Below are 19887 nucleotides of genomic sequence, written 5' to 3' on the forward strand. Positions count from 1 at the left end.
GGGCCTGTCCTCAAAGGGGGCGATGTGTCCTGCTTTGATCCGGGTTGTGGTGCGTAGGCAGGAGTTGACCGATGAGCAGCGGCAGGTGATCGAGCCCTTGCTGGCGGCCTCCGGGGCCAAAGGACGACCGCCGGTCGATGACCGCCGAGTGATCAACGGGATGTTGTTCAAGGCCAAGACCGGTGTCGCGTTGCGTGGGCTGCCGGAACGGTACGGGCCGTGGAAGACGGTCTGCAACCGGTTCTGGCGCTGGTCACGCACTGGCACCCTCTCCGCGCTGGTGGCGCAGGCCGGTTCCAGGCCGTCCGCCGACCCGGCCGAGCCGGGTTCTGGCGGGCAAGGGCTACTCCAGCCGAGCCATCCGCTCCTACCCGCGCCGACGGCACATCCCGGCGACGATTCCCGAACGCCGGGATCAGCAGGCCGACCGGCTACGCCGTGGCCGGTCCGGTGGACGCCCACCGGCCTTCGACCGTGTGGCTCACCGGCGCCGCACTCATCTGGCTTTGAGGACGGGCCCTAGGGCGCGCCGGGACGTCCACAGTGGAGCGTCCACAGTGGAGCCGAAATCCGGGCGCAACGAAGCGCGGCGACGTCGTCGGGCACACGTCACCGGGGACCGCGCCGGCGTTCAGCCGAACGGGTCAATGCGGCCGGATGGCCTGGGGGAGAAGGAAAGGCTTTCGAGCACCGCCTGGGGAGCGCACGCGGACACGGGCGCGGCTGGTTGCTCAACCGTTGCCGCTCAGCATAGTGCAGCTGCACTATGCTGAGCCATCCGGTGTGCACGGCGGGACGGCGCGAGGGCGCCGACAGGCGAAGAAACGGGTGGCGGATGGGTGGGGCAATGGTCGACGGCGTGCGCCCGGGCGCGGACGCTTCGGGCGTGGGCGAGGCGGGGGAGCAGGAACTGCGCCGGCTGCTGGCCGGCCTGACCGCGGTCCGCGACGGCGACTTCGGCATCCGGCTGCCGGGTGGCGCCGACGGGCTGCTGGGGGAGATCGCCACCGTGTTCAACGGGATGGCCGACCAGCTGTCGCTGTTCACCTCCGAGGTCACCCGCGTGGCGCGGGAGGTCGGCAGCGAGGGGCAGCTGGGCGGGCAGGCGAAGGTCCCCGGGGTGTCCGGCACGTGGAAGGACCTCACCGATTCGGTGAACGCCATGGCCGGCAACCTCACCACCCAGGTCCGCGACATCGCGCAGGTGGCGACGGCGGTGGCGAAGGGCGACCTGTCGCAGAAGATCGACGTCGACGCGCGCGGGGAGATCCTGGAGCTGAAGGACACCGTCAACACGATGGTGGACCAGCTGTCGTCGTTCGCCGACGAAGTCACCCGCGTGGCTCGCGAAGTGGGCAGCGAAGGGCGCCTCGGCGGGCAGGCCCAGGTCCCCGGCGTCGGCGGCGTCTGGCGCGATCTCACCGATTCGGTGAACTTCATGGCGGGCAACCTGACCGACCAGGTCCGCAACATCGCCCAGGTGACGACGGCGGTGGCGAAGGGCGACCTGTCGCAGAAGATCACCGTCGACGCGCGCGGCGAAATCCTCGAACTCAAGAACACGATCAACACGATGGTGGACCAGCTGTCGTCGTTCGCCGACGAAGTCACGAGAGTGGCCCGCGAGGTGGGCACCGAGGGACGGCTGGGCGGCCAGGCCGACGTCAAGGGCGTCTCCGGCACCTGGCGCGACCTCACCGATTCGGTGAACTTCATGGCAGGCAACCTGACCGACCAGGTCCGCAACATCGCCCAGGTCGCCACCGCGGTGGCGAGCGGCGACCTCTCGCAGAAGATCAACGTCACCGCCCGCGGCGAGGTCCTCGAGCTCAAGGACACGCTGAACACGATGGTGGATCAGCTGTCCGCGTTCGCGGACGAGGTCACCCGGGTGGCGCGCGAGGTGGGCACCGAGGGCCGCCTCGGCGGCCAGGCCGACGTCAAGGGCGTGTCGGGGACCTGGAAGGACCTCACCGAGTCGGTCAACGTCATGGCCGACAACCTCACCGCGCAGGTCCGCTCGATCGCCCAGGTCACCACCGCGGTCGCGCGCGGCGACCTGTCGCAGAAGATCCGGGTCGACGCCCGCGGCGAGATCCTCGAGCTCAAGGACACCATCAACACGATGGTGGATCAGCTGTCCGCGTTCGCGGACGAGGTCACCCGGGTGGCGCGCGAGGTCGGCACCGAGGGCAACCTCGGCGGGCAGGCGACCGTCCGCGGCGTGTCCGGGACGTGGAAGAACCTCACCGACAACGTCAACGTCATGGCGTCCAACCTGACCGGCCAGGTCCGCTCGATCGCCCAGGTCGCCACGGCGGTCGCGCGCGGCGACCTGTCGCGCAAGATCACCGTCGAGGCCAAGGGCGAGGTCGCGGCGCTGGCCGACGTCATCAACACGATGGTGGACACGCTCTCCGCGTTCGCGGACGAGGTCACCCGCGTGGCGCGCGAGGTCGGCACCGAAGGCATGCTCGGCGGCCAGGCACGGGTGCCGAACGTGGCCGGCACGTGGAAGGACCTCACCGACAACGTCAACTCGATGGCGAACAACCTCACCGGGCAGGTCCGCAACATCGCCCAGGTGACCACCGCCGTCGCGCAGGGCGACCTGACCCGCAAGATCGACGTCGACGCCCGCGGCGAGATCCTGGAACTCAAGACGACGATCAACACGATGGTCGACCAGCTCTCGGCGTTCGCCGCGGAGGTCACGCGCGTGGCGCGCGAGGTCGGCAGCGAAGGCCGCCTCGGCGGCCAGGCCGAGGTCGAAGGCGTGTCCGGCACGTGGAAGCGGCTGACGGAGAACGTCAACGAGCTGGCCGGGAACCTCACCCGGCAGGTCCGCGCCATCGCCGAGGTGACCAGCGCGGTCGCCGAGGGCGACCTGACCCGCTCGATCACCGTCGACGCCTCCGGCGAGGTCGCCGAGCTGAAGGACAACATCAACTCGATGGTGGAGTCGCTGCGCGAGACCACGCGGGCGAACCAGGAACAGGACTGGCTGAAGTCGAACCTGGCCACCATCACCGGGCTGATGCAGGGCCGCCGCGACCTCGCCGTCGTCGCGGCCGCGGTGATGGACGAGCTCGTCCCGCTGGTCAACGCCCAGTACGGCGCGTTCTACCTGGCCGACGACACCGCCGAGGTGCCGGAGCTGCGGCTGGTCGGCGCCTACGGCCACCCCGAGGGCGAGGGCCCGGTGGTCCGGTTCCGGATCGGCCAGTCGCTGGTCGGGCAGGCCGCGCGCAGCCGCCGCCCGATCGCGGTCGACGACGTGCCGCCCGGCTACGCCACCATCTCCTCCGGGCTCGGCCGCACCGTCCCGGCCAGCCTGATCGTGCTGCCGATCGTGGTCGAGGACCAGGTGCTCGGCGTGCTCGAGCTCGCGTCGGTGCACGGCTTCACCGCGGTGCACCGGGCGTTCCTGGAACTGCTGATGGAGCAGATCGGCGTCAACGTCAACAGCATCGTCGCCAACGCCCGCACCGACGAGCTGCTCGGCGAGTCGCAGCGGCTGACCGCGGAGCTGCAGGCCCGCTCGGAGGAGCTGCAGGCGCGGCAGGAGGAACTCCAGTCCTCGAACGCCGAGCTGGAGGAGAAGGCGGCGCTGCTGGTCACGCAGAACCGCGACATCGAGACGAAGAACCTGGAGATCGAGCAGGCCCGCCAGGAGCTGGAGGCCCGCGCCCAGCAGCTGACGCTGGCGTCGAAGTACAAGTCGGAGTTCCTGGCCAACATGAGCCACGAGCTGCGCACCCCGCTCAACAGCCTGCTGATCCTCGCCCAGCTGCTCGCGCAGAACCCCACCCGCAACCTGACCGCGAAGCAGGTCGAGTACGCGGGCATCATCCACTCCGCGGGCTCGGACCTGCTGCAGCTGATCAACGACATCCTCGACCTGTCCAAGGTCGAGGCCGGGAAGATGGACGTCACCCCGGAACAGGTGTCGCTGCGCGGCCTGCTGGACTACGTCGAGGCGACGTTCCGGCCGATGACCTCGCAGCGCAACCTCGACTTCCGGATCACCGTCGCCCCCGGCTCGCCCACCGAGCTGCTCACCGACGACTCGCGGCTGCGCCAGGTGCTGCGCAACCTGCTGTCCAACGCGGTCAAGTTCACCGAGGTCGGCGGGATCGAGCTGCACATCGAGCCGGTGGACCCCGACCGGCTGCCCCGCCCGCTGCGCGCGCACGGCCCGGCCGTCGCGTTCCGCGTCATCGACACCGGCATCGGCATCGCCGAACACCAGCTGGAGTCGATCTTCGGCGCGTTCCAGCAGGCGGACGGCACCACCAGCCGCAAGTACGGCGGCACCGGGCTCGGCCTGTCGATCAGCCGCGAGATCGCCCAGCTGCTCGGCGGGTTCATCACGGCCGAGAGCACCGCCGGCGAGGGCAGCACGTTCACCTTCTCGCTGCCGGTCGCGCGGCCGGACTTCGCGCCGCTGCCGCCGGGCGAGCAGCCCTCGACCGCCCTCGCGACGAGGGAGTCCGGGGTCGCGACGGCCGCACCGCGCGCGTACCGGCGGCTGCTGGTCGTGGAGGAGCGCCAGCACGGGCTGCTGACGCTCGTCGCCGAAAGCGCCGCCTCGGACCTGGCCGACAGCCGCGACATCGGCATCTCGCCCGCCGAGGTCGAAGTCGTCACGGCGGTCGGCACGCAGGAGGCGGCGGCCGCGCTCGCCACCGACGCCTACCACTGCGTGGTGCTGGACCTCGACCTGCCGGACCGGGCCGCGTTCACCTTCCTCGACGCGATGCAGGGCGACAGCGCGCTGCGGCTGGTGCCGGTGCTCGCGCACAACAGCCGCCGCCTCGACGTCGAGCTCGCCCAGCTCGTGCAGTCCCGCGCGGACGTGCAGTCCCTGGAGGTGCTGTCCGGGCTGGACGAGCTGCGCGAGCGGATCGCGCTGCACCTGTCGGCGGAGAAACCCGGCGCGGTGCTCCCGCTGGTCCGCCCGGACGAGCCGGCCGCGCCGGTGCGGGCGGCCGACGTCGACACGACCCTGGCCGGGCGCACGGTGCTGATCGTCGATGACGACCCGCGCAACGTCTACGCGCTCACCGGGATCCTGGAGCTGCACGGGCTGCAGGTGCTGCACGCCGAGGACGGCCGCAAGGGCGTCGAGACGGTCGCCTCGCACCCGGGGATCGACCTGATCCTGATGGACGTGATGATGCCGGAGATGGACGGCTACACCGCGACCGCCAAGATCCGCGCGATGCCCGAGCACGCGAGCATCCCGATCATCGCGGTGACGGCGAAGGCGATGCCGGGCGACCGCGAGAAGAGCCTCGCCTCCGGCGCCACCGACTACGTGACCAAGCCGGTCGACGCGGACGACCTCATCGCCCGCATCAAGCGGCAAGTGACGGCGTGATCGGGTGACCGCCGAGGAAGAGACCCTCCCCGTGCTGGCGCCGCCCGCCGAGGTGACCGCCAACCTCGCCCGGCTCGCCGACACCGTCTCCCGCCTGCGCGACGAGGTCGACCACGCGCAGGCCGTCGCCGACGGGCGCGCGCTGATCGAGCTCGCCAAGGGCGTGCTGATGGAACGCCTGCACTGCACGCCCGCCGACGCCGCCCGGCAGCTGGAGAGCCTGGCCGAGCGGGCCGGGATGACGTCGCTGGAGTTCGCCGCGGACGTCGTCGGCGAGGCCGCCGAGGACCGGATCACCGAAGTGGCGCAGGAGTTCCTGGCCCGCGCGGACGGCGAAGAAGAGTCCGTCGCCGTGCGGCTGCGCACCGCGGAGAGCGGGGTGCTCGCGGCGGGGGACACCCAGCGCGTCGCGGAGTCCATTCTGGAGCACGCGCTGCGGCCGCTCGGCGCGACCGCCGTCGCGGTGTGGCTGGCCGGGCCCGACGGGTCGCTGACCCTGGCCGGCTCGGCCGGGTTCTCGGCCGAGGAAGCCGCCCGCTGGCGCTACGTCCCGCCGGGCGTGGCGACGCCCGCCCGCAGCGCGCTGCTGGAGCGCGACACCGTCTGGTTCCCCACCCTGTCCGCCGCCGGGCTGCCGTCGATCGGGCAGCACACGCTGGCCGGGGGCGGGCGGGTCGCGGTGCCGACCGGCACCGGCGGGCGGATCATCGGCGTCGTCGAGATGTGCTGGCCCGAGCCGCTGCCCGCCGAACCCGGGCGGCAGCGCCGTCAGCTGGAGGCGCTGGCCGACCTGTGCGCGCACACGCTCGACACCTGGGACGGCGTGATCGCGCCGGTGGCGGTGTCAAGCCGTTCCGGCGACATCCTCGGCGAGCTCGTGGACTTCATCGACGGCCTGCACGACCCGGCCGTGCTGCTCTCGCCGTGCCTCGACGGCGGCGACCGGCTCAACGACTTCCGCATCCACCACGCCAACGTCCGGTTCGCCGACCCCGGCGGACGGCCGCGCAGCCGGATCGTCGGCACCCGGCTGCTGGAGGCCTACCCGCTGGCCGCCGGGGAAAGCGGCCTGCTCGACAAGATCCAGCGCGTCTACGCCACCGGCGAGCCGTTCCGCGCCGACAGCATGGCGATCACCACGCTGGTCGACCAGGTGCCCCTGACCGTGCTCACCGACGTCAGCGTGACGCGCTTCGCCGGCAACGTGCTGCTGATCCTGCGCATCCAGGACGACGCGGCGAAGCTCGCCGTGCTGCTGCAGCACGCCCAGCGGCTCGGCCGCATCGGCGGGTTCGAGGAGAACGTGGTGACCGGGGCGATCACCTGGAACACCGAGCTGTTCGCCCTCTACGGCCTGCCGCCGAACGCCGCGCCGCTGTCGCTGCACGAACTGGCCAAGCACGCGCACTCCGACGACGCGCCGTCGATCGGCCGGTTCCTGCGGGCGGTGCTGCACCACAAGCGCCCGTCGTCGACGGCCTTCCGGCTGGAGCGCTCCGACGGCGTCGCGCGGCACATCCGGGTGGTCGCCGAGCCGGTCGTCGACGGCCGGGGCGAGCTGGTCGCGGTCCGGGGTGCCTACCAGGACGTCTCCTCGCAGCACTGGACCGAAGTGGCGCTGGCCGCGACCCGGGACAGGCTGGCCGAGACCGAGCAGGAGGCGATCGAGCGCAACCGGCTCGCGCTGCAGCTGCAGCGCGCGATCATGCCGCCGGCGAAGGGCCCGGTCGACATGCCGGGGCTGCGCGCCGCCGTCCGGTACCGGCCCGCGGAGAAGGAACACCTCGTCGGCGGCGACTGGTACGACGCCGTCGCGCTGCCCACGGGCGAGGTCCTGCTGTGCGTCGGCGACGTCGCCGGCCACGGCATCGACGCGGCCACCGGGATGGTCAGCCTCCGCAACGCCCTGCGTGGCCTCGCCGCGACCGGCGCCGGGCCGGCGCAGCTGCTCACGTGGCTGAACCTGGTGGCCTACCACCTCACCGACCACGTGACGGCGACCGCGGTCGCCGCCGTCTACAACCCGGCGAACCGCAGGCTGCGCTGGGCCCGGGCCGGGCACCTGCCGCCGATCCTGCGGCACCGCGACGGCTCGGCGACGACGCTGCCGCTGATCCGCGGCTCCCTGCTCGGCGCGGTGCGCGACGTCGTCTACCAGGAGGAAGAAGTCCAGCTCGACGAGGGCGACATCCTGCTGATCTACACCGACGGCCTGATCGAGCGCCGGGACCGCCCGGTGCAGGACTCGGTGGCCCGCCTGGTGACCCTGGTGGAGCGCCACGACGGCGGCCTGGAGCACCAGCTGGACACGCTCCTGACCTACAGCACGGCCGACACGGACGACGACACCTGCGTGGTCGGCATCGAGGTCACCGCGGGCCCCTGAGCCGCCGCGGTGGCCTCCACGGCTCCGCTGTGCTGTGCTGGACGGTCCGGTGAGGAGGTCCGCTTCCATGGCCACGGTGAGTGTCCGGTACATCGTCGAGGACGTCGACGCGGCGATCGCGTTCTACTGCGGGCAGCTGGGGTTCGCCGAGCGGATGCACCCCGCGCCCGGCTTCGCGATGCTGACCCGCGGCGACCTCCGGCTGCTGCTGAGCGCTCCCGGCGGCGGCCCGGGCGGCGGGGCGGCGGTCGCGGGCGTGCGGCCGGCGCCGGGTGGGTGGAACCGGTTCGCCCTGGAGGTCGAAGACCTGGCCGGGGAGGTCGAACGGCTCAAGGCGGCGGGGGTGCCCGTGCGCGGCGAGGTCGTCACCGGCGTCGGCGGCGACCAGGTGATCGTCGACGACCCGTCGGGCAATCCGGTCGAGCTGTTCCGGCCGACCCGGCCCGAGGCGCGGCTCAGGGGTTGACCGCCAGAACCAGGAACCCGGCCAGCAGCACCAGGTGCACCCCGCCCTGGAGGCGGGTCGCGCGGCCGGGGACGACCGTCAGGACGCTGACCACCACCGTCAGGGCGAGCAGCACGATCTGCGTCGAGCCGAGGCCGAGCAGCAGCTGGCCCGGCAGCCACAGCGACGCGAGCGCGATCGCCGGGATCGTCAGGCCGATGCTCGCGATCGCCGAGCCGTAGGCGAGGTTGAGGCTGATCTGCATCCGGTCGCGCTGGGCCGCGCGGACCGCCGCGAGGGTCTCCGGCAGCAGGACCAGCAACGCGATCACGACGCCGACGAACGACTGCGGGAAGCCGGCGGCGCGCACGCCCGCCTCGATCGCCGGGGACTCCACCTTGGCCAGCCCGACCACCGCGACCAGCGCCACCAGCAGCAGGGCCAGGCTGCCCAGCGCCGCCCGGTTCGACGGCGGGTCGGCGTGGTCGTCCTCCTTGACCTCGCCGTCGGCCGCCACCGGCAGGAAGAAGTCGCGGTGGCGCCTGGTCTGCGTCAGCACGAACGTCCCGTACAGCGCCAGGGACGCCAGCGCGGCGAACGTCAGCTGCGCGGGGGAGAACGCCGGGCCGGGCGTGCTGGAGGTGAACGTCGGCAGCACCAGGCTCAGCGTGGCCAGCGTCGCGACGGTCGCCAGCGCGGCGCCGCTGCCTTCGGGGTTGAACAACGTCGTGCCGTACCGGCGCGCGCCGACGAGCAGGGCGATCCCGACGATGCCGTTCGTCGTGATCATCACCGCGGCGAACACGGTGTCCCGCGCGAGCGAGCCGGCTTCCGGGCCGCCCGAGACCATCATCGTGACGATCAGCGCGACCTCGATGACCGTGACCGCCACGGCGAGCACGAGCGACCCGAACGGCTCCCCGGCGCGGTGCGCGACGACCTCCGCGTGGTGCACCGCGGCGAGCACGGTCGCGCCCAGGGCGAGCGCGACGATCGCCACGAACACCGGGCCGAGGTCGCGGCCCCAGGCCGCCGCCAGCACGACGATCCCGAGCACCGGCGTGACGGAGGTCCAGGACGTCAGGAAGGATCTCAGCGCGGCCATGCCCCCACCCTCGCACACCCGCGGTCACGATGCGTGGTCGTACGGGACTTCTCACATAGTCCCTTGTGGACGGTCGAACCCGGCGGGCACGGTGGCGAGGACGTGCCGCCGGAAGGTTTCGCTGAGCGGCGGGAGATTCCGCCCCGCCGCCCAGGCCAGGCCGATGTCGCGGGCAGCGTCCACATCGGTCAGTTCCAGGTGCGGTGCCGGGAACGCCGCCGTGTGCGGCAGCGGCAGCACGGACACGCCGAGCCCGGCGGTGACGAGCCCGCGCAGCGTCTCGACCTCGTCGCCCTCGAACCCGAGGCGCGGGGCGAACCCGGCCTCGGCGCACAGCCGCTCGGTCGTTTCGCGCAGGGCGTACCCAGGCCGCAGGAGGATGAACGTCTCGTCGGCGACGTCGGCGAGACGGACCCGGGTGCGCCCGGCGAGCGGGTGGTGCGGCGGCACGGCCAGCCGCAGCGGCTCGACGAGCAGACGCGTCCACTCCAGCTGCGGGTGCCCGGGGTCGCCGCTGGTGATGACGAGGTCCGCCGTGCCGTCGAGGAGTTCCGCCTCCAGCCCGGCCTCGCCGTGCTGCCGCAGTTCGAACCGGGCGCCCGGGTGCTCGCGCAGGAAGCCGTTCAGCACCGAGGGCACGAGCCAGGTCCCGAACGTGTGCAGGAAGGCCAGCGGCACCACCCCGGTGCCCGGCGCGACGATCTCGCCGACCTCGCGCAGGCCCTGGTCGAGCTGGTCGAGCACGAGGTCGACGTGCCGCTTGAAGGCGTGCCCGGCCGGGGTCAGCCGCAGCACCCGGCCGGACCGGCGGAACAGCTCGGCGCCGGCGTCGCGCTCGAGGCGTCGCAGGGCCCGCGACAGCGCCGGCTGGGTGAGGTGCGCCCGCGCGGCGGTCTCCGTGACGGTCGCACCCCCGGCGACCTCCCGGAAGAGCCGCAGCGTCTGCACGTCCATGTCTCCAGTGTATGGATTTTCAGCCGATCAGGCATTGGACGCATGCGTCGGACCGGGCCAGGCTGGAGGTATGGCAACCGTGGCAGAACAGCTGGTCAGGACCCTGCGGGACGCGGGCGTCGAGCGCATCTACGGCATCGTGGGCGACAGCCTCAACCCGATCGTCGACGCGGTCCGCCGCACCGACGGCATCGAATGGGTGCACGTCCGCCACGAAGAGACCGCCGCCTTCGCCGCGGCGGCCGAGGCGCAGGTCACCGGCAGGCTCGCGGTGTGCGCGGGCAGCTGCGGGCCGGGCAACCTGCACCTGATCAACGGCCTGTTCGACGCCCACCGCTCCGGCGCGCCGGTGCTGGCGATCGCGTCGCACATCCCGTCGAACCAGATCGGCACCGGCTTCTTCCAGGAGACCCACCCCGACCGGCTCTTCGCCGAGTGCAGCCACTTCAGCGAGGTCGTGGCGGACCCGGAGCAGCTGCCGCGCCTGCTGCGGATCGCCACGCAGGCCGCCGTCGGCAAGGGCGGCGTCGCGGTGCTGACCATCCCGGGCGACCTCGCCGACCGCAAGGCGACCGGCCCCCTGACCGAGCGCCTCCCGCTGGTCACGCCGTCGCCGGCGGTGCCGTCCCCGGAGACCGTCCAGGAGCTCGCGGACCTGCTGAACCCGGGCGAGAAGGTGGTGCTGTTCGCCGGCGCGGGGGTCCGCGGCGCGCACGACGAAGTCATGGCCCTGGCGGAGAAGCTCGCCGCGCCGGTCGGGCACTCGCTCGGCGGCAAGGAGTGGATCCAGTACGACAACCCGTTCGACGTCGGCATGAGCGGACTGCTCGGCTACGGCGCCTGCTACGACGCGATGCACGAGGCCGACCGGATCGTGTTGCTGGGTACGGACTTCCCGTACGACAACTTCCTCCCGCAGGCCCGCACGGTGCAGATCGACCACGACGCCTCGCGGCTCGGCCGGCGCACCCCGCTGGAGCTGGCGGTCCACGGCGACGTCAAGGAAACCCTGCGCGCCCTGCTGCCGCTGCTGCGTCCCCGCACCGACCGGGCGTTCCTCGACCGGATGCTGCGCGAACACGTGCGGAAGCTGGAGAAGGTCGTCGGTGCGTACACGACGAAGATCGAGCACCGGCGTCCGATCCACCCGGAGTACGTCGCTTCGGTGCTCGACGAGGTCGCCGCCGACGACGCCGTGTTCACCGTCGACACCGGGATGGGCAACGTCTGGGCCGCGCGCTACCTGACCCCGAACGGCCGCCGCCGGGTGCTGGGCTCGTTCCGGCACGGCAGCATGGCCAACGCGCTGCCGCACGCGATCGGCGCGCAGCTCGCCCGGCCGGGCCGCCAGGTCGTGTCCCTCTCGGGCGACGGCGGGCTGGCGATGCTGATGGGCGACCTGCTCACGCTGCCGGCCTACGACGTGCCGGTGAAGGTCGTGGTGTTCAACAACGCCACGCTGGGCATGGTGAAGCTGGAGATGCTCGTCGACGGCCTCCCGGACTTCGGCACCGACCACCCGCCGGTGAACTTCGCGGCGATCGCCGCGGCCTGCGGCATCTTCTCCTCGCGCGTCGAAGACCCCGCCGACGTCCGCGGCGCCCTGGAGAAGGCCTTCGCCCACCCGGGCCCGGCGGTGGTCGAGGTGGTGACCGACCCGAACGCGCTGTCGATCCCGCCGCGGATCACGGGCGAGATGGTCCGCGGATTCGCCTTGGGCGCCACGAAAACGGTGCTCAACGGCGGGGTCGGCAAGATGGTCGACCTGGCGCGGGCCAACCTCCGCAACACCCCGCGCCCCTAGGGCACGGCGACGATGACCCCCGTGGCGGCCAGCGTTTCGAGGGCGGCGAGGATCCGCGCCTGCCGGGTCTCGCCCAGCTCCGCCGCGTCGAGGGCGTCGCGCAGGCTGGCGTGCCACGCCAGCCTGCGGACGAACTCGACCAGGTCCGAGGCCGCGAGGAAGCTCAGCTCGCGGCGCCCGGAGTGGTAGGCGAGCGCCCCCAGCGGCTCGGGGCGCAACGCCACCTGCGGGTTGACCCGGTAGGACGCGTCGAGGTCCATTGTGGACTTCGGGCGCGGCGGGCTATGCGGAGTGGACGAGGACACCGCGGATGTTCTTGCCCTCGCGCAGGTCCTGGTAGCCCTCGTTGACCTGGTCGAGGGTGTACTTGCGGGTCACCAGCTCGTCCAGCTTGAGCTTCCCGGCGTCGTAGAGCCGCAGCAGCCGGACGATGTCGTACTGCGGGTTCGCCGAGCCGAACAGCGTGCCCTTGATCGTCTTTTCGAACAGGGTCAGCACCCCGCCGGAGACGTGCACGGTGAGCTTCTCGGGGTTGGCGAGCCCGGTGACGACCACGGTGCCGCCCTTGCCGACGACGTCGAACGCGGCGCTCACGACGTCCTCGTCGACCGTGCCGACGGTGATCAGCGCCTGGTCGGCCAGCTGGCCCCAGGTCAGCTCATTGACCTTCTCCGCCGCTTCGGCCGCGCTGGCGAACGCGTGGGTGGCGCCGAACTTCAGCGCCGCTTCCCGCTTGAACTCGACGGGGTCGACGGCGACGACGTACTTCGCGCCGGCGTGCGCGGCGCCCTGCACGGCGTTGATGCCGATGCCGCCGATGCCGTACACGACGGTGGTGTCCCCGGCCCGCACACCGCCGGCGTAGTTCGCGGTGGCCCAGCCGGTCGGGACGCCGCAGCCGACCAGGACGGCCGTCTCCAGCGGCAGCCAGTCGTCGACCTTGACGACCGAGTGCTGCGAGATGGTGGCGCGCTCGGAGAACGTGCCGAGCATGCACATCGCGCCGAAGTCCTGGCCGCCGCCGTGGAAGCGGAAGGTGCCGTCCGGCAGGTGGCCGTCGAGGATGGTGGCGCCCATGTCGCACAGGTTCTGGCGGCCGGTCGAGCAGTAGCGGCAGGTGCCGCAGTTCGGGATGAAGCTGCAGACGACGTGGTCGCCCGGCTGCACCTTCGTGACGCCGGGCCCGACCTCCTCGATGATCCCGGCGCCTTCGTGGCCGCCGATGATCGGGAAGCGCGGCACGAGGTCGTTGTCGATCAGGTGCAGGTCCGAGTGGCACAGCCCGGCGGCGGTGTACTTGATGAGCACCTCGCCGGGACCCGGCCCGTCGAGGTCGAGCTCCATGATCTCGAACGGCTTCCCGGCGTCGAACAGTACGGCTGCCTTGGTCTTCACGGCCATCTCCTCCACGTGCGGCGGGGCACCCCTCGGTGAGGATTGTGCGGAGCCGGGGAGGCGGCGGAGTGTCCAAATCCCGGACAGTGGCCGGTCAGCGCACGCGAAGCGCGCGCATCCGGTTGTAGAGCGTGGAGCGGCTGATGCCCAGCTGCTTCGCCGCCCGGACCTTGTTGCCGTCGCACGCCCGCAGCGTCCGGACGATCACGTCGTACTCGGCCTGCTCCCAGCCGCTCAGGGCCGCGCCCGGGGTGGTGTCCAGCGCGAGGTCCGCCGCGGTCAAGTCGCCCGCCGAGCGGCGGTCGGCCGCGGCGGCCAGGACGCCGGCCAGCTCGCGGAGGTTGCCCGGCCAGTGCTGGGCCGTCAGCAGCTCCAGCGCACCCGGCGTCAGGCGCAGCGAGTCGCCGAAACCGCGCAGCAGCTCGCGCGCCATCGCCGGGATCTCGTCGCGGCGTTCCCGCAGCGGGGGCAGCTCGATCCGCCGGTGCACCCGCGCCGCGAGCGTCGCCTGGTCGCCGCGCAGCTCCGACGGCGGCCCGCTGAGCAGCGCGAACCACGCCGCCGTCGTGTCCAGCAGGCGGGACAGGCGGACCGCCGCGAGCGGAGGGAGCAGCTGGATCCCGTCGATCACCAGCAGGCCCCGCGCCCCCACCGCGGCCTCGACCCGCGCGCACCACGCGGCCGCACCGGAAACGACGTCGGACGCGTCGAACTCGTGCAGCGGCTCGTCACCGGCGACGACGCGGGCCGCCGTGCTGCGGCCGGCGCCCGGCTCGCCGCAGATGAGGACGCGCCGCCGGGCGTGGCCGGCGCGCCGGAGGCGCTCGTCGATCGGGGCGGGGAAGAGCCCGCGCGCGGCTCGCGGCCGCGACACCACCGGGCTCGCCGGCCGCACCGGGGCCAGTTCGAACAGCAGCCCGGCGTTCGCCGACACGGCCTCCACCCGCACCTCGACCGGGGTCCCCGAGGTGAGCCGGATCCGCCGCAGCCCGCGCCGGGTGCGGCCGAGCTCCTGCAGCAGCCGGTGGTCGGCCGTGTCGACCAGCTCGGTCGCCGCCGTGTTGGCCAGCACCACGTCCTGGCCGAGGGCCAGCACCGCGCACGCCCGGTGCTGCACCGACTGGAACGCCGCCAGCAGCTGCTGCTCGGCGAGCTTCGCGTCGTCGAGCAGCCGCCGTTCGATGTCGGCGACCGCGCGGCGCAGGAACGGCCCGAGCAGCGGGTTCGCGTCGCCGGCCGGGCCGGTGATGTCCAGGACGCCCACCAGCCGCCGGGTCGCCGGATGCACGATCGGGTGGCCGTAGCAGGTGAACCGCTTGAGGGCTTCGAGGAAGTGCTCGTCGCCGTCGACCGCGACGCCGCGGCGGGTCTCGAACGGCGTGGCGAGGGAGTTCGTCCCGGTCCGCTCCTCGAGGAACTGGCAGCCGGGCACCGCGCTGACGCCTTCGAGGGCCAGCTCCACCGACCGCTCGGTGAACCGGCGGGCCACGATCCGGCAGTCCTCGTCGGCGAGCATGACGCAGAAGCGCGTGCCGGCCAGCTGCCGGGCCAGCTCGTCCAGCACCGGCGAGGCGGCCCGCAGCAGCCGGCTGCGGCTGTCGACGTCGGCGACGTCCAGCCGGTCGACGGACGACGCCGGCGACAGCCCGGACAGCTCCGCCCGCCGCCACGACTGCGCGATCTCGGTCCGCAGGTCCACTCGCACTCCTCGTCGAGCCGATCGGTGTACCCGGTCCTCCATCATCACACGGACCGGCCGCCGAATGAACCGCCCGCGCGGGTTCTCCTGCGCGACAACGGAAAGCGTGTCAAGACGGCGTCTCCCCGGCCCACTCCGGCAGCCGGACGCCGTGCAGGCCGCGGTAGGCCGCGCGCTCCGGCGGGCGCCAGTTCTCGAGCAGCCCGGGCCGGGGCTTGAACACCTCGACGCCGATCGGGTGGCAGACGTCGATCGGGTCGCGGGCGCCCGGGCCCCACAGCGGCACCGACAGGTCGCCGCCCGGGCACGTCGACAGGGCGCACAGCAGGTCCACCTCGGCGAAGAACTCGAAGTGGTCGCCCGGGCGGGCGGGGCAGGCCTTCATGAAGTACCGGTCCTCGTCGTTGAGGCCGGTGCACTGGAAGACGTTGAGGACGTCGTGCACGTCGAACTCGGTCAGCCCGAACGGCGCGACCGCGCGGACCAGGTTCGAGTGGCAGTGGAAGTCGAAGTCCTCACCGGTGAGCAGCCGGTTCACGTACGGGTCGCAGCGGGTGCCGAGCAGGTCGTGGACGCGGCCGCCTTCGCCGTCGGTGCCGTGGTCCTCCAGGGTGTCCGCGGTGATCGTGGCCAGCGGGCGCAGGAACGGCAGCGTCGACCACAGCCGGTCGAACGTGCTGACGTGCGCGCGCTGCAGCTGGCGGGTGCGCGCCGCCCAGAAGCGCTCGCGCGGGTCGGCGGCGTGCCACAGGTTGAGGTCGCCGACCTGCGGGCCCTCGACGGTGCGCAGCCGGCACAGGTGGCCCCGCGGCACGCGCCAGGCGCGGCCCGAGCGGATCGGGATCTCGAACGCGTCGACGCGTTCCCGGCCGGGTTCATCGGCGAGCCGACGGTAGAACGGCCGGTCGACGTCGAGCGCGCGGCCCTGGTAGGCGGCTGGGGGCATCGGCATCTCCCTCGTCGGGGGCGGGGGTCCAGCATGACCCGGCTACGCACGGTGGTGTTCGACCACTCGTTCGGCTGCTGGGGCGGGAGCGGGTTCGCCTCCTACCGTCGAGAGGGGCGTTCTCGTGGGAGGGGGACCGGAGTGCTCGTGGCCCTCCAGCGCACCGGTGAGCGGCGGGAGCTGCCCGCCGCGGCGGAGCACCTCGTGCGATTGCTGGGTTCGTGGGGACCGGGGCCGGACCACCTGACCGGCCTGGCGCTGGCGGGCATCACGGTGCCGAGCCGGCTCGGGCCCCGGTTCGTCGACGCGCTCGTGTTCACCCGGTCCGGGATCGTGGTCATCGCGGCCCACGAGCCGGGCCCGGAGCCGCGGCCCGACCCCGGTGAGCGAGCCGGAGCGGGGGTGGCGGCGGCCAAGGGCGCGCTCGCCGGGCACGACGGCGGCCGGTACGTGACGGGCCTGGTCGCGGTCGTCCCGCCGGTGCCGCGGAACGAGCTCCGCGAAGGCGATCTCGTGCCGGAACCGCGTCCGCCCGGGCCGGATCCGCTGGGGCACGAACCCGGCACCGTTCCCGGCGTCGCCGTGGTGCTCGCCGACCCGCGGGGACTCCGGCGGATCATCGTGCAGCACAACCGGTGGCGGACCGTCTGGTCGGCCGACGACGTCCTCGACGCCTGTTACGCGCTTTCCCTCGCCCACCTCGCCCCGCCCCGGGCGGCGCTGCTCGCCGACGGGTTCCCGGCGCGGCTCCCGGCGGTGGCGAAGGTGCCGCGGCTGCCCGCCGTCGTGTCCGTGCCGCCGCCCGAACCGCCGCCACCCCCGGCGGACGACGAGCCCGGTGCCCGGGTGCCGCTGCCGCGCGGACCGGTCTCGGCGGTCTTCCCGCGGCCGCGGCCGGTCCGGCAGGTGCCGTGGGGCCTGGTCGTGGTGCTGGCCCTGCTCGTCACGGTGGGCGTGGTCGCGGCCGTGTTCGTCGCCCAGGTCTTCCACGGCTCGTGAGCTGCCACGATCGGTTCGCGTCAACTAGGCCGTCTGCACCGTTTCCCCGCGAAGGCTCCTGGGCACCTCCCGGTAGACGTGAAAGGGGTTCACGATGCCGCGCACGCTTGCCCTGGCCCTGGTGGCCGTCCTCGCGGGAGCCGCCCTGACCGGCTGCAAGCTCGACGAACTGGCCGCCGGGTCCGGGACCCAGGCCACCGGGACGGTGGCCGCGCCGCCGATTTCGGCCGCCGAGGCCCGCACCCGGCTGGCGGCGCTCAAGATCGCCGTGCGCGGCACGATGGACGGGTACGACCGCGAGGAGTTCCCGCACTGGGACAAGGTCGACGCCAACTGCGACGTCCGCGAGCAGGTGCTCAAGCGCGATGGCAAGGACGTCAAGACCGGCGCCGACTGCGCGCCGAAGTCCGGCACCTGGGTCAGCCCCTACGACGGCGAGACCTGGCACAAAGCGTCCGATGTGGACATCGACCACGTCGTCCCGCTCGGCCAGGCCTGGGTGAGCGGGGCGAAGAAGTGGACGCGCGAACGCCGTGAGCAGTTCGCGAACGACCTGGTCCGCCCGCAGCTGAAGGCGGTGACCGACAACCTCAACGAGCAGAAGGGCGACAAGGGCCCCGACGCGTGGAAGCCGCCCCTGGTCTCGGACTGGTGCGCCTACGCCACCGACTGGATCGTCGTGAAGAGCAGCTACGAGCTGACGATCACCGTGCCGGAGAAGAACGCCCTGACGACGATGCTCGGCCACTGCGGCTGATCAGCCGAGGGTGCGCGCGGCGGCCACCGCCCGCCCGGCATAGGACTGTCCGAACAGGACGGTGTGCACGAGCAGCGGGAACAGCTGGTGCAGCCCGGTCCGCTCGGCCCAGCCGCCGGCCAGGGGAGCGGTCTCCCGGTACGCGGCCAGGACGCGGTCGAGGTGCGGGCAGCCGAACAGCCGCAGCATGGCCAGGTCGGTCTCGCGGTGCCCGCCGTGCGCGGCCGGGTCGATCAGCCACGCGTCGCGGCCGTCCCAGAGGACGTTGCCGTTCCACAGGTCGCCGTGCAGCCGCGCCGGCGGCTCGTCCGACGCCGGGAACCGGCCGCAGGCGCGTTCGAACAGCGCGGCCTCGGCCGTCCCGAAGGTACCGGCGTCGACCGCCAGGCGGACGTACGGCAGCACCCGGTGCTCGGCGTACCACGAAGCCCAGTCCGGGCCCGGCACGTTCTTCATCGGCGCCAGGCCGATCCACGCGTCGGTCGGGCCGCCCGGGGGTGCCGCGCCGAACGCCGGCGCGCCGGCCGCGTGCAGCCGCGCCAGCCCGCGCCCGAAGCGTTCCGCCGCCGGCGCCGACGGGCGCCCGGCCGGGACGCGGTCGATGACCAGCGAGTCCTCGTCCTGGCGGTGGACCGCCGGCACCGGAACCGTGCCCGCCGAGGCCAGCCAGCGCAGGCCTGCGGCCTCGGCGGCGGCCGCGCCGGGGCCCTGCCCCCGCTTGACGACCACCTCGCGGCCGTCGTCGAGAACGGCTTCGCGGAGATCCCCGGACTCGCTCATGTCCCGCACGGTACCGGCGCGCTACGGTGTCCGCCGGAGGGTGCGACGGTGACAGTGCGGGTTGAGGAATTCGAACGGGTGCTCGGCGGGCTGGCGGAGGTCCAGCGGTCCGAGGCGCGCGACTACTCCTCGTTCAGCGTGCGCGGCAAACGGTTCGGCTACTTCTGGCCGCGGACCCGGACCGTCGGCCTGAAGCAGACGATCTCCGAGCAGCTGGCGCTGGTCTCGGAACGGCCGGACGTGTTCGAGGTGCAGTTCACCGCCGGCGGCTTCGGCTGGGTGGTCGTGTACCTCGACGGGATCGACGCCGACGAACTGGCCGAGCTCCTCTACGAGGCCTGGCGGCTGTCCGCCCCGGAGGACCTGGTCGCGGAGGTGCCCTTCACCAGGATTGCCCGGGCGTAGAGCAGGTCGAAGCCCTGCCGCTGCGCGTTCTGGTGCGACTTCGAGCCCGGCTGCGTGGTGACGACGGCGACGTCGCACCCGGCCCCGGCGGCCGCCGCGAGCCGGGCCCGCAGCAGGGCGGTCTGCACGCCGCGGCGGCGGTGCGCGGGCACGGTCGCCGCGCCGGTGAACTGCGCGATCCCGTCGGTGACGCGGAAACTCGCGCCGCCGGCGAACTCGCCGTCCCGTTCCGCGAGGTACCGCCGCACCCCGGCCATGTCCCGCAGGGCGTTCACGAGGAGCTCGCGGGGGAAGTCCTCGTGCGAGGGCAGGCCCTGGTCGTCGGCCACGGCGGACGCCTCGGCCACCGCGGTCAGCCACGTCTCCAGCTCGTCGTCGCGGCACGGCCGGACTTCCCCGGCCACCGGGCCGGGGTCGTCGCCCAGCCGCCGCCCGAGCACGTTCTCGTACGACTCGAGGCGGTACCCGCGGCCGGTGAGGAACGCGCCGGTCGCGGCATCGGCGAGCTGGGACAGCTCGACCTGCACCGGAGCGCCCAGCTCCGCGAAAGCCGCCTCGATCTCCTCGAGCGCGGCGACGTCCGGCGGCCCGGCGAAGCCGAGCCCGGCCACCTTGGTGAACGGTGAGCCCAATTCGGCGAAGGTCGCGACGCCCCCGGCGAGCGGGCGCGTGAACCCGGCGCCGCCGCCCCTGCGGGCCCGCGTCGCCTCGGCGCACGCGGCGACGAACCGGGCTTCCGCGTGTTCGATGCGCTCGGCCAAGCCGGTGTCGCAGAAGAGCCGTTCCCCGTCCATGCCCCCACAGTGGGGGACACGGACGGGGAACTCCA

At 73.1% G+C, this 19887-nt stretch carries 15 protein-coding genes and 1 pseudogene; 8 read left to right on the forward strand and 8 right to left on the reverse strand.

Translation table 11 applies throughout. The annotated features are described in order from the left end of the window. Positions 1–22: 22 nt before the first annotated feature. The 4 genes and pseudogenes from ACH54P_RS03890 to ACH54P_RS03905 form a co-directional block, all read left to right on the forward strand. Positions 23–449 (forward strand): annotated as a pseudogene (locus tag ACH54P_RS03890) (transposase); the annotation flags it as partial. A gap of 398 nt (positions 450–847) precedes the next feature. After that, complete coding sequence (locus tag ACH54P_RS03895; protein ID WP_489910939.1) at positions 848–5383, forward strand: HAMP domain-containing protein; 4536 nt, start codon at positions 848–850, stop codon at positions 5381–5383. 4 nt (positions 5384–5387) lie between these two features. Continuing rightward, a complete protein-coding gene (locus tag ACH54P_RS03900) occupies positions 5388–7769 on the forward strand; it encodes a SpoIIE family protein phosphatase (protein ID WP_489910940.1) in 2382 nt (793 codons plus the stop codon). 67 nt (positions 7770–7836) lie between these two features. Beyond that, on the forward strand, positions 7837–8235 hold the full coding sequence (locus tag ACH54P_RS03905; RefSeq protein ID WP_489910941.1) for a VOC family protein: 399 nt from the start codon (positions 7837–7839) through the stop codon (positions 8233–8235). Here ACH54P_RS03905 and ACH54P_RS03910 read toward each other — a convergent pair. Both ACH54P_RS03910 and ACH54P_RS03915 read right to left on the reverse strand, forming a co-directional pair. Next, positions 8225–9319, reverse strand: coding sequence for a calcium:cation antiporter (locus ACH54P_RS03910; RefSeq protein ID WP_489910942.1), 1095 nt, complete (start codon positions 9317–9319; stop codon positions 8225–8227). The genes ACH54P_RS03905 and ACH54P_RS03910 overlap by 11 nt on opposite strands. Positions 9320–9370: 51 nt before the next feature. Next, entirely contained in the window at positions 9371–10273 is a 903-nt protein-coding gene (locus tag ACH54P_RS03915) for a LysR family transcriptional regulator (protein WP_489910943.1), read from the reverse strand. Between the two features lie 70 nt (positions 10274–10343). On the opposite strand from ACH54P_RS03915, the gene ACH54P_RS03920 reads away from it, so the two are divergent. Beyond that, complete coding sequence (locus tag ACH54P_RS03920; protein WP_489910944.1) at positions 10344–12077, forward strand: pyruvate dehydrogenase; 1734 nt, start codon at positions 10344–10346, stop codon at positions 12075–12077. On the opposite strand, the gene mftB is transcribed toward ACH54P_RS03920, so the two are convergent. From mftB to ACH54P_RS03940, 4 genes are all read right to left on the reverse strand, one after another. Next, positions 12074–12337 (reverse strand): mycofactocin biosynthesis chaperone MftB, encoded by a 264-nt coding sequence (gene mftB, locus ACH54P_RS03925; protein WP_489910945.1) that lies wholly within the window; start codon positions 12335–12337, stop codon positions 12074–12076. The two genes, ACH54P_RS03920 and mftB, sit on opposite strands and share 4 nt — an antisense overlap. A 22-nt stretch (positions 12338–12359) precedes the next feature. Next, positions 12360–13472 (reverse strand): NDMA-dependent alcohol dehydrogenase, encoded by a 1113-nt coding sequence (locus tag ACH54P_RS03930; RefSeq protein ID WP_489910946.1) that lies wholly within the window; start codon positions 13470–13472, stop codon positions 12360–12362. Positions 13473–13566: 94 nt separating this feature from the next. After that, entirely contained in the window at positions 13567–15171 is a 1605-nt protein-coding gene (locus tag ACH54P_RS03935) for a sigma-54-dependent Fis family transcriptional regulator (protein WP_489910947.1), read from the reverse strand. 109 nt (positions 15172–15280) lie between these two features. Next, entirely contained in the window at positions 15281–16123 is an 843-nt protein-coding gene (locus ACH54P_RS03940) for an urea carboxylase-associated family protein (protein ID WP_489910948.1), read from the reverse strand. Between the two features lie 141 nt (positions 16124–16264). Between ACH54P_RS03940 and ACH54P_RS03945 the strand changes: the two genes are divergently transcribed. Together ACH54P_RS03945 and ACH54P_RS03950 are read left to right on the forward strand one after the other, a co-directional pair. Continuing rightward, the gene (locus tag ACH54P_RS03945; protein ID WP_489910949.1) at positions 16265–17116 is read left to right on the forward strand and encodes a hypothetical protein; all 852 of its coding nucleotides are present in this window, start codon (positions 16265–16267) and stop codon (positions 17114–17116) included. A gap of 94 nt (positions 17117–17210) precedes the next feature. After that, on the forward strand, positions 17211–17873 hold the full coding sequence (locus ACH54P_RS03950; RefSeq protein WP_489910950.1) for an HNH endonuclease family protein: 663 nt from the start codon (positions 17211–17213) through the stop codon (positions 17871–17873). Here the strand turns inward: ACH54P_RS03950 and ACH54P_RS03955 are convergent, their stop codons facing one another. Continuing rightward, positions 17874–18653, reverse strand: a complete 780-nt coding sequence (locus ACH54P_RS03955) for a fructosamine kinase family protein (RefSeq protein ID WP_489910951.1) — start codon at positions 18651–18653, stop codon at positions 17874–17876. 48 nt (positions 18654–18701) lie between these two features. On the opposite strand from ACH54P_RS03955, the gene ACH54P_RS03960 reads away from it, so the two are divergent. Beyond that, positions 18702–19058: an MmcQ/YjbR family DNA-binding protein gene (locus tag ACH54P_RS03960; protein WP_489910952.1), complete on the forward strand. Its 357-nt coding sequence runs from the start codon at positions 18702–18704 to the stop codon at positions 19056–19058. Here the strand turns inward: ACH54P_RS03960 and ACH54P_RS03965 are convergent. Continuing rightward, positions 18983–19852, reverse strand: coding sequence for a GNAT family N-acetyltransferase (locus ACH54P_RS03965; protein WP_489910953.1), 870 nt, complete (start codon positions 19850–19852; stop codon positions 18983–18985). The genes ACH54P_RS03960 and ACH54P_RS03965 overlap by 76 nt on opposite strands. Positions 19853–19887: the final 35 nt, after the last annotated feature.

The organism is Amycolatopsis sp. N2S4-7 (genome assembly GCF_058119595.1).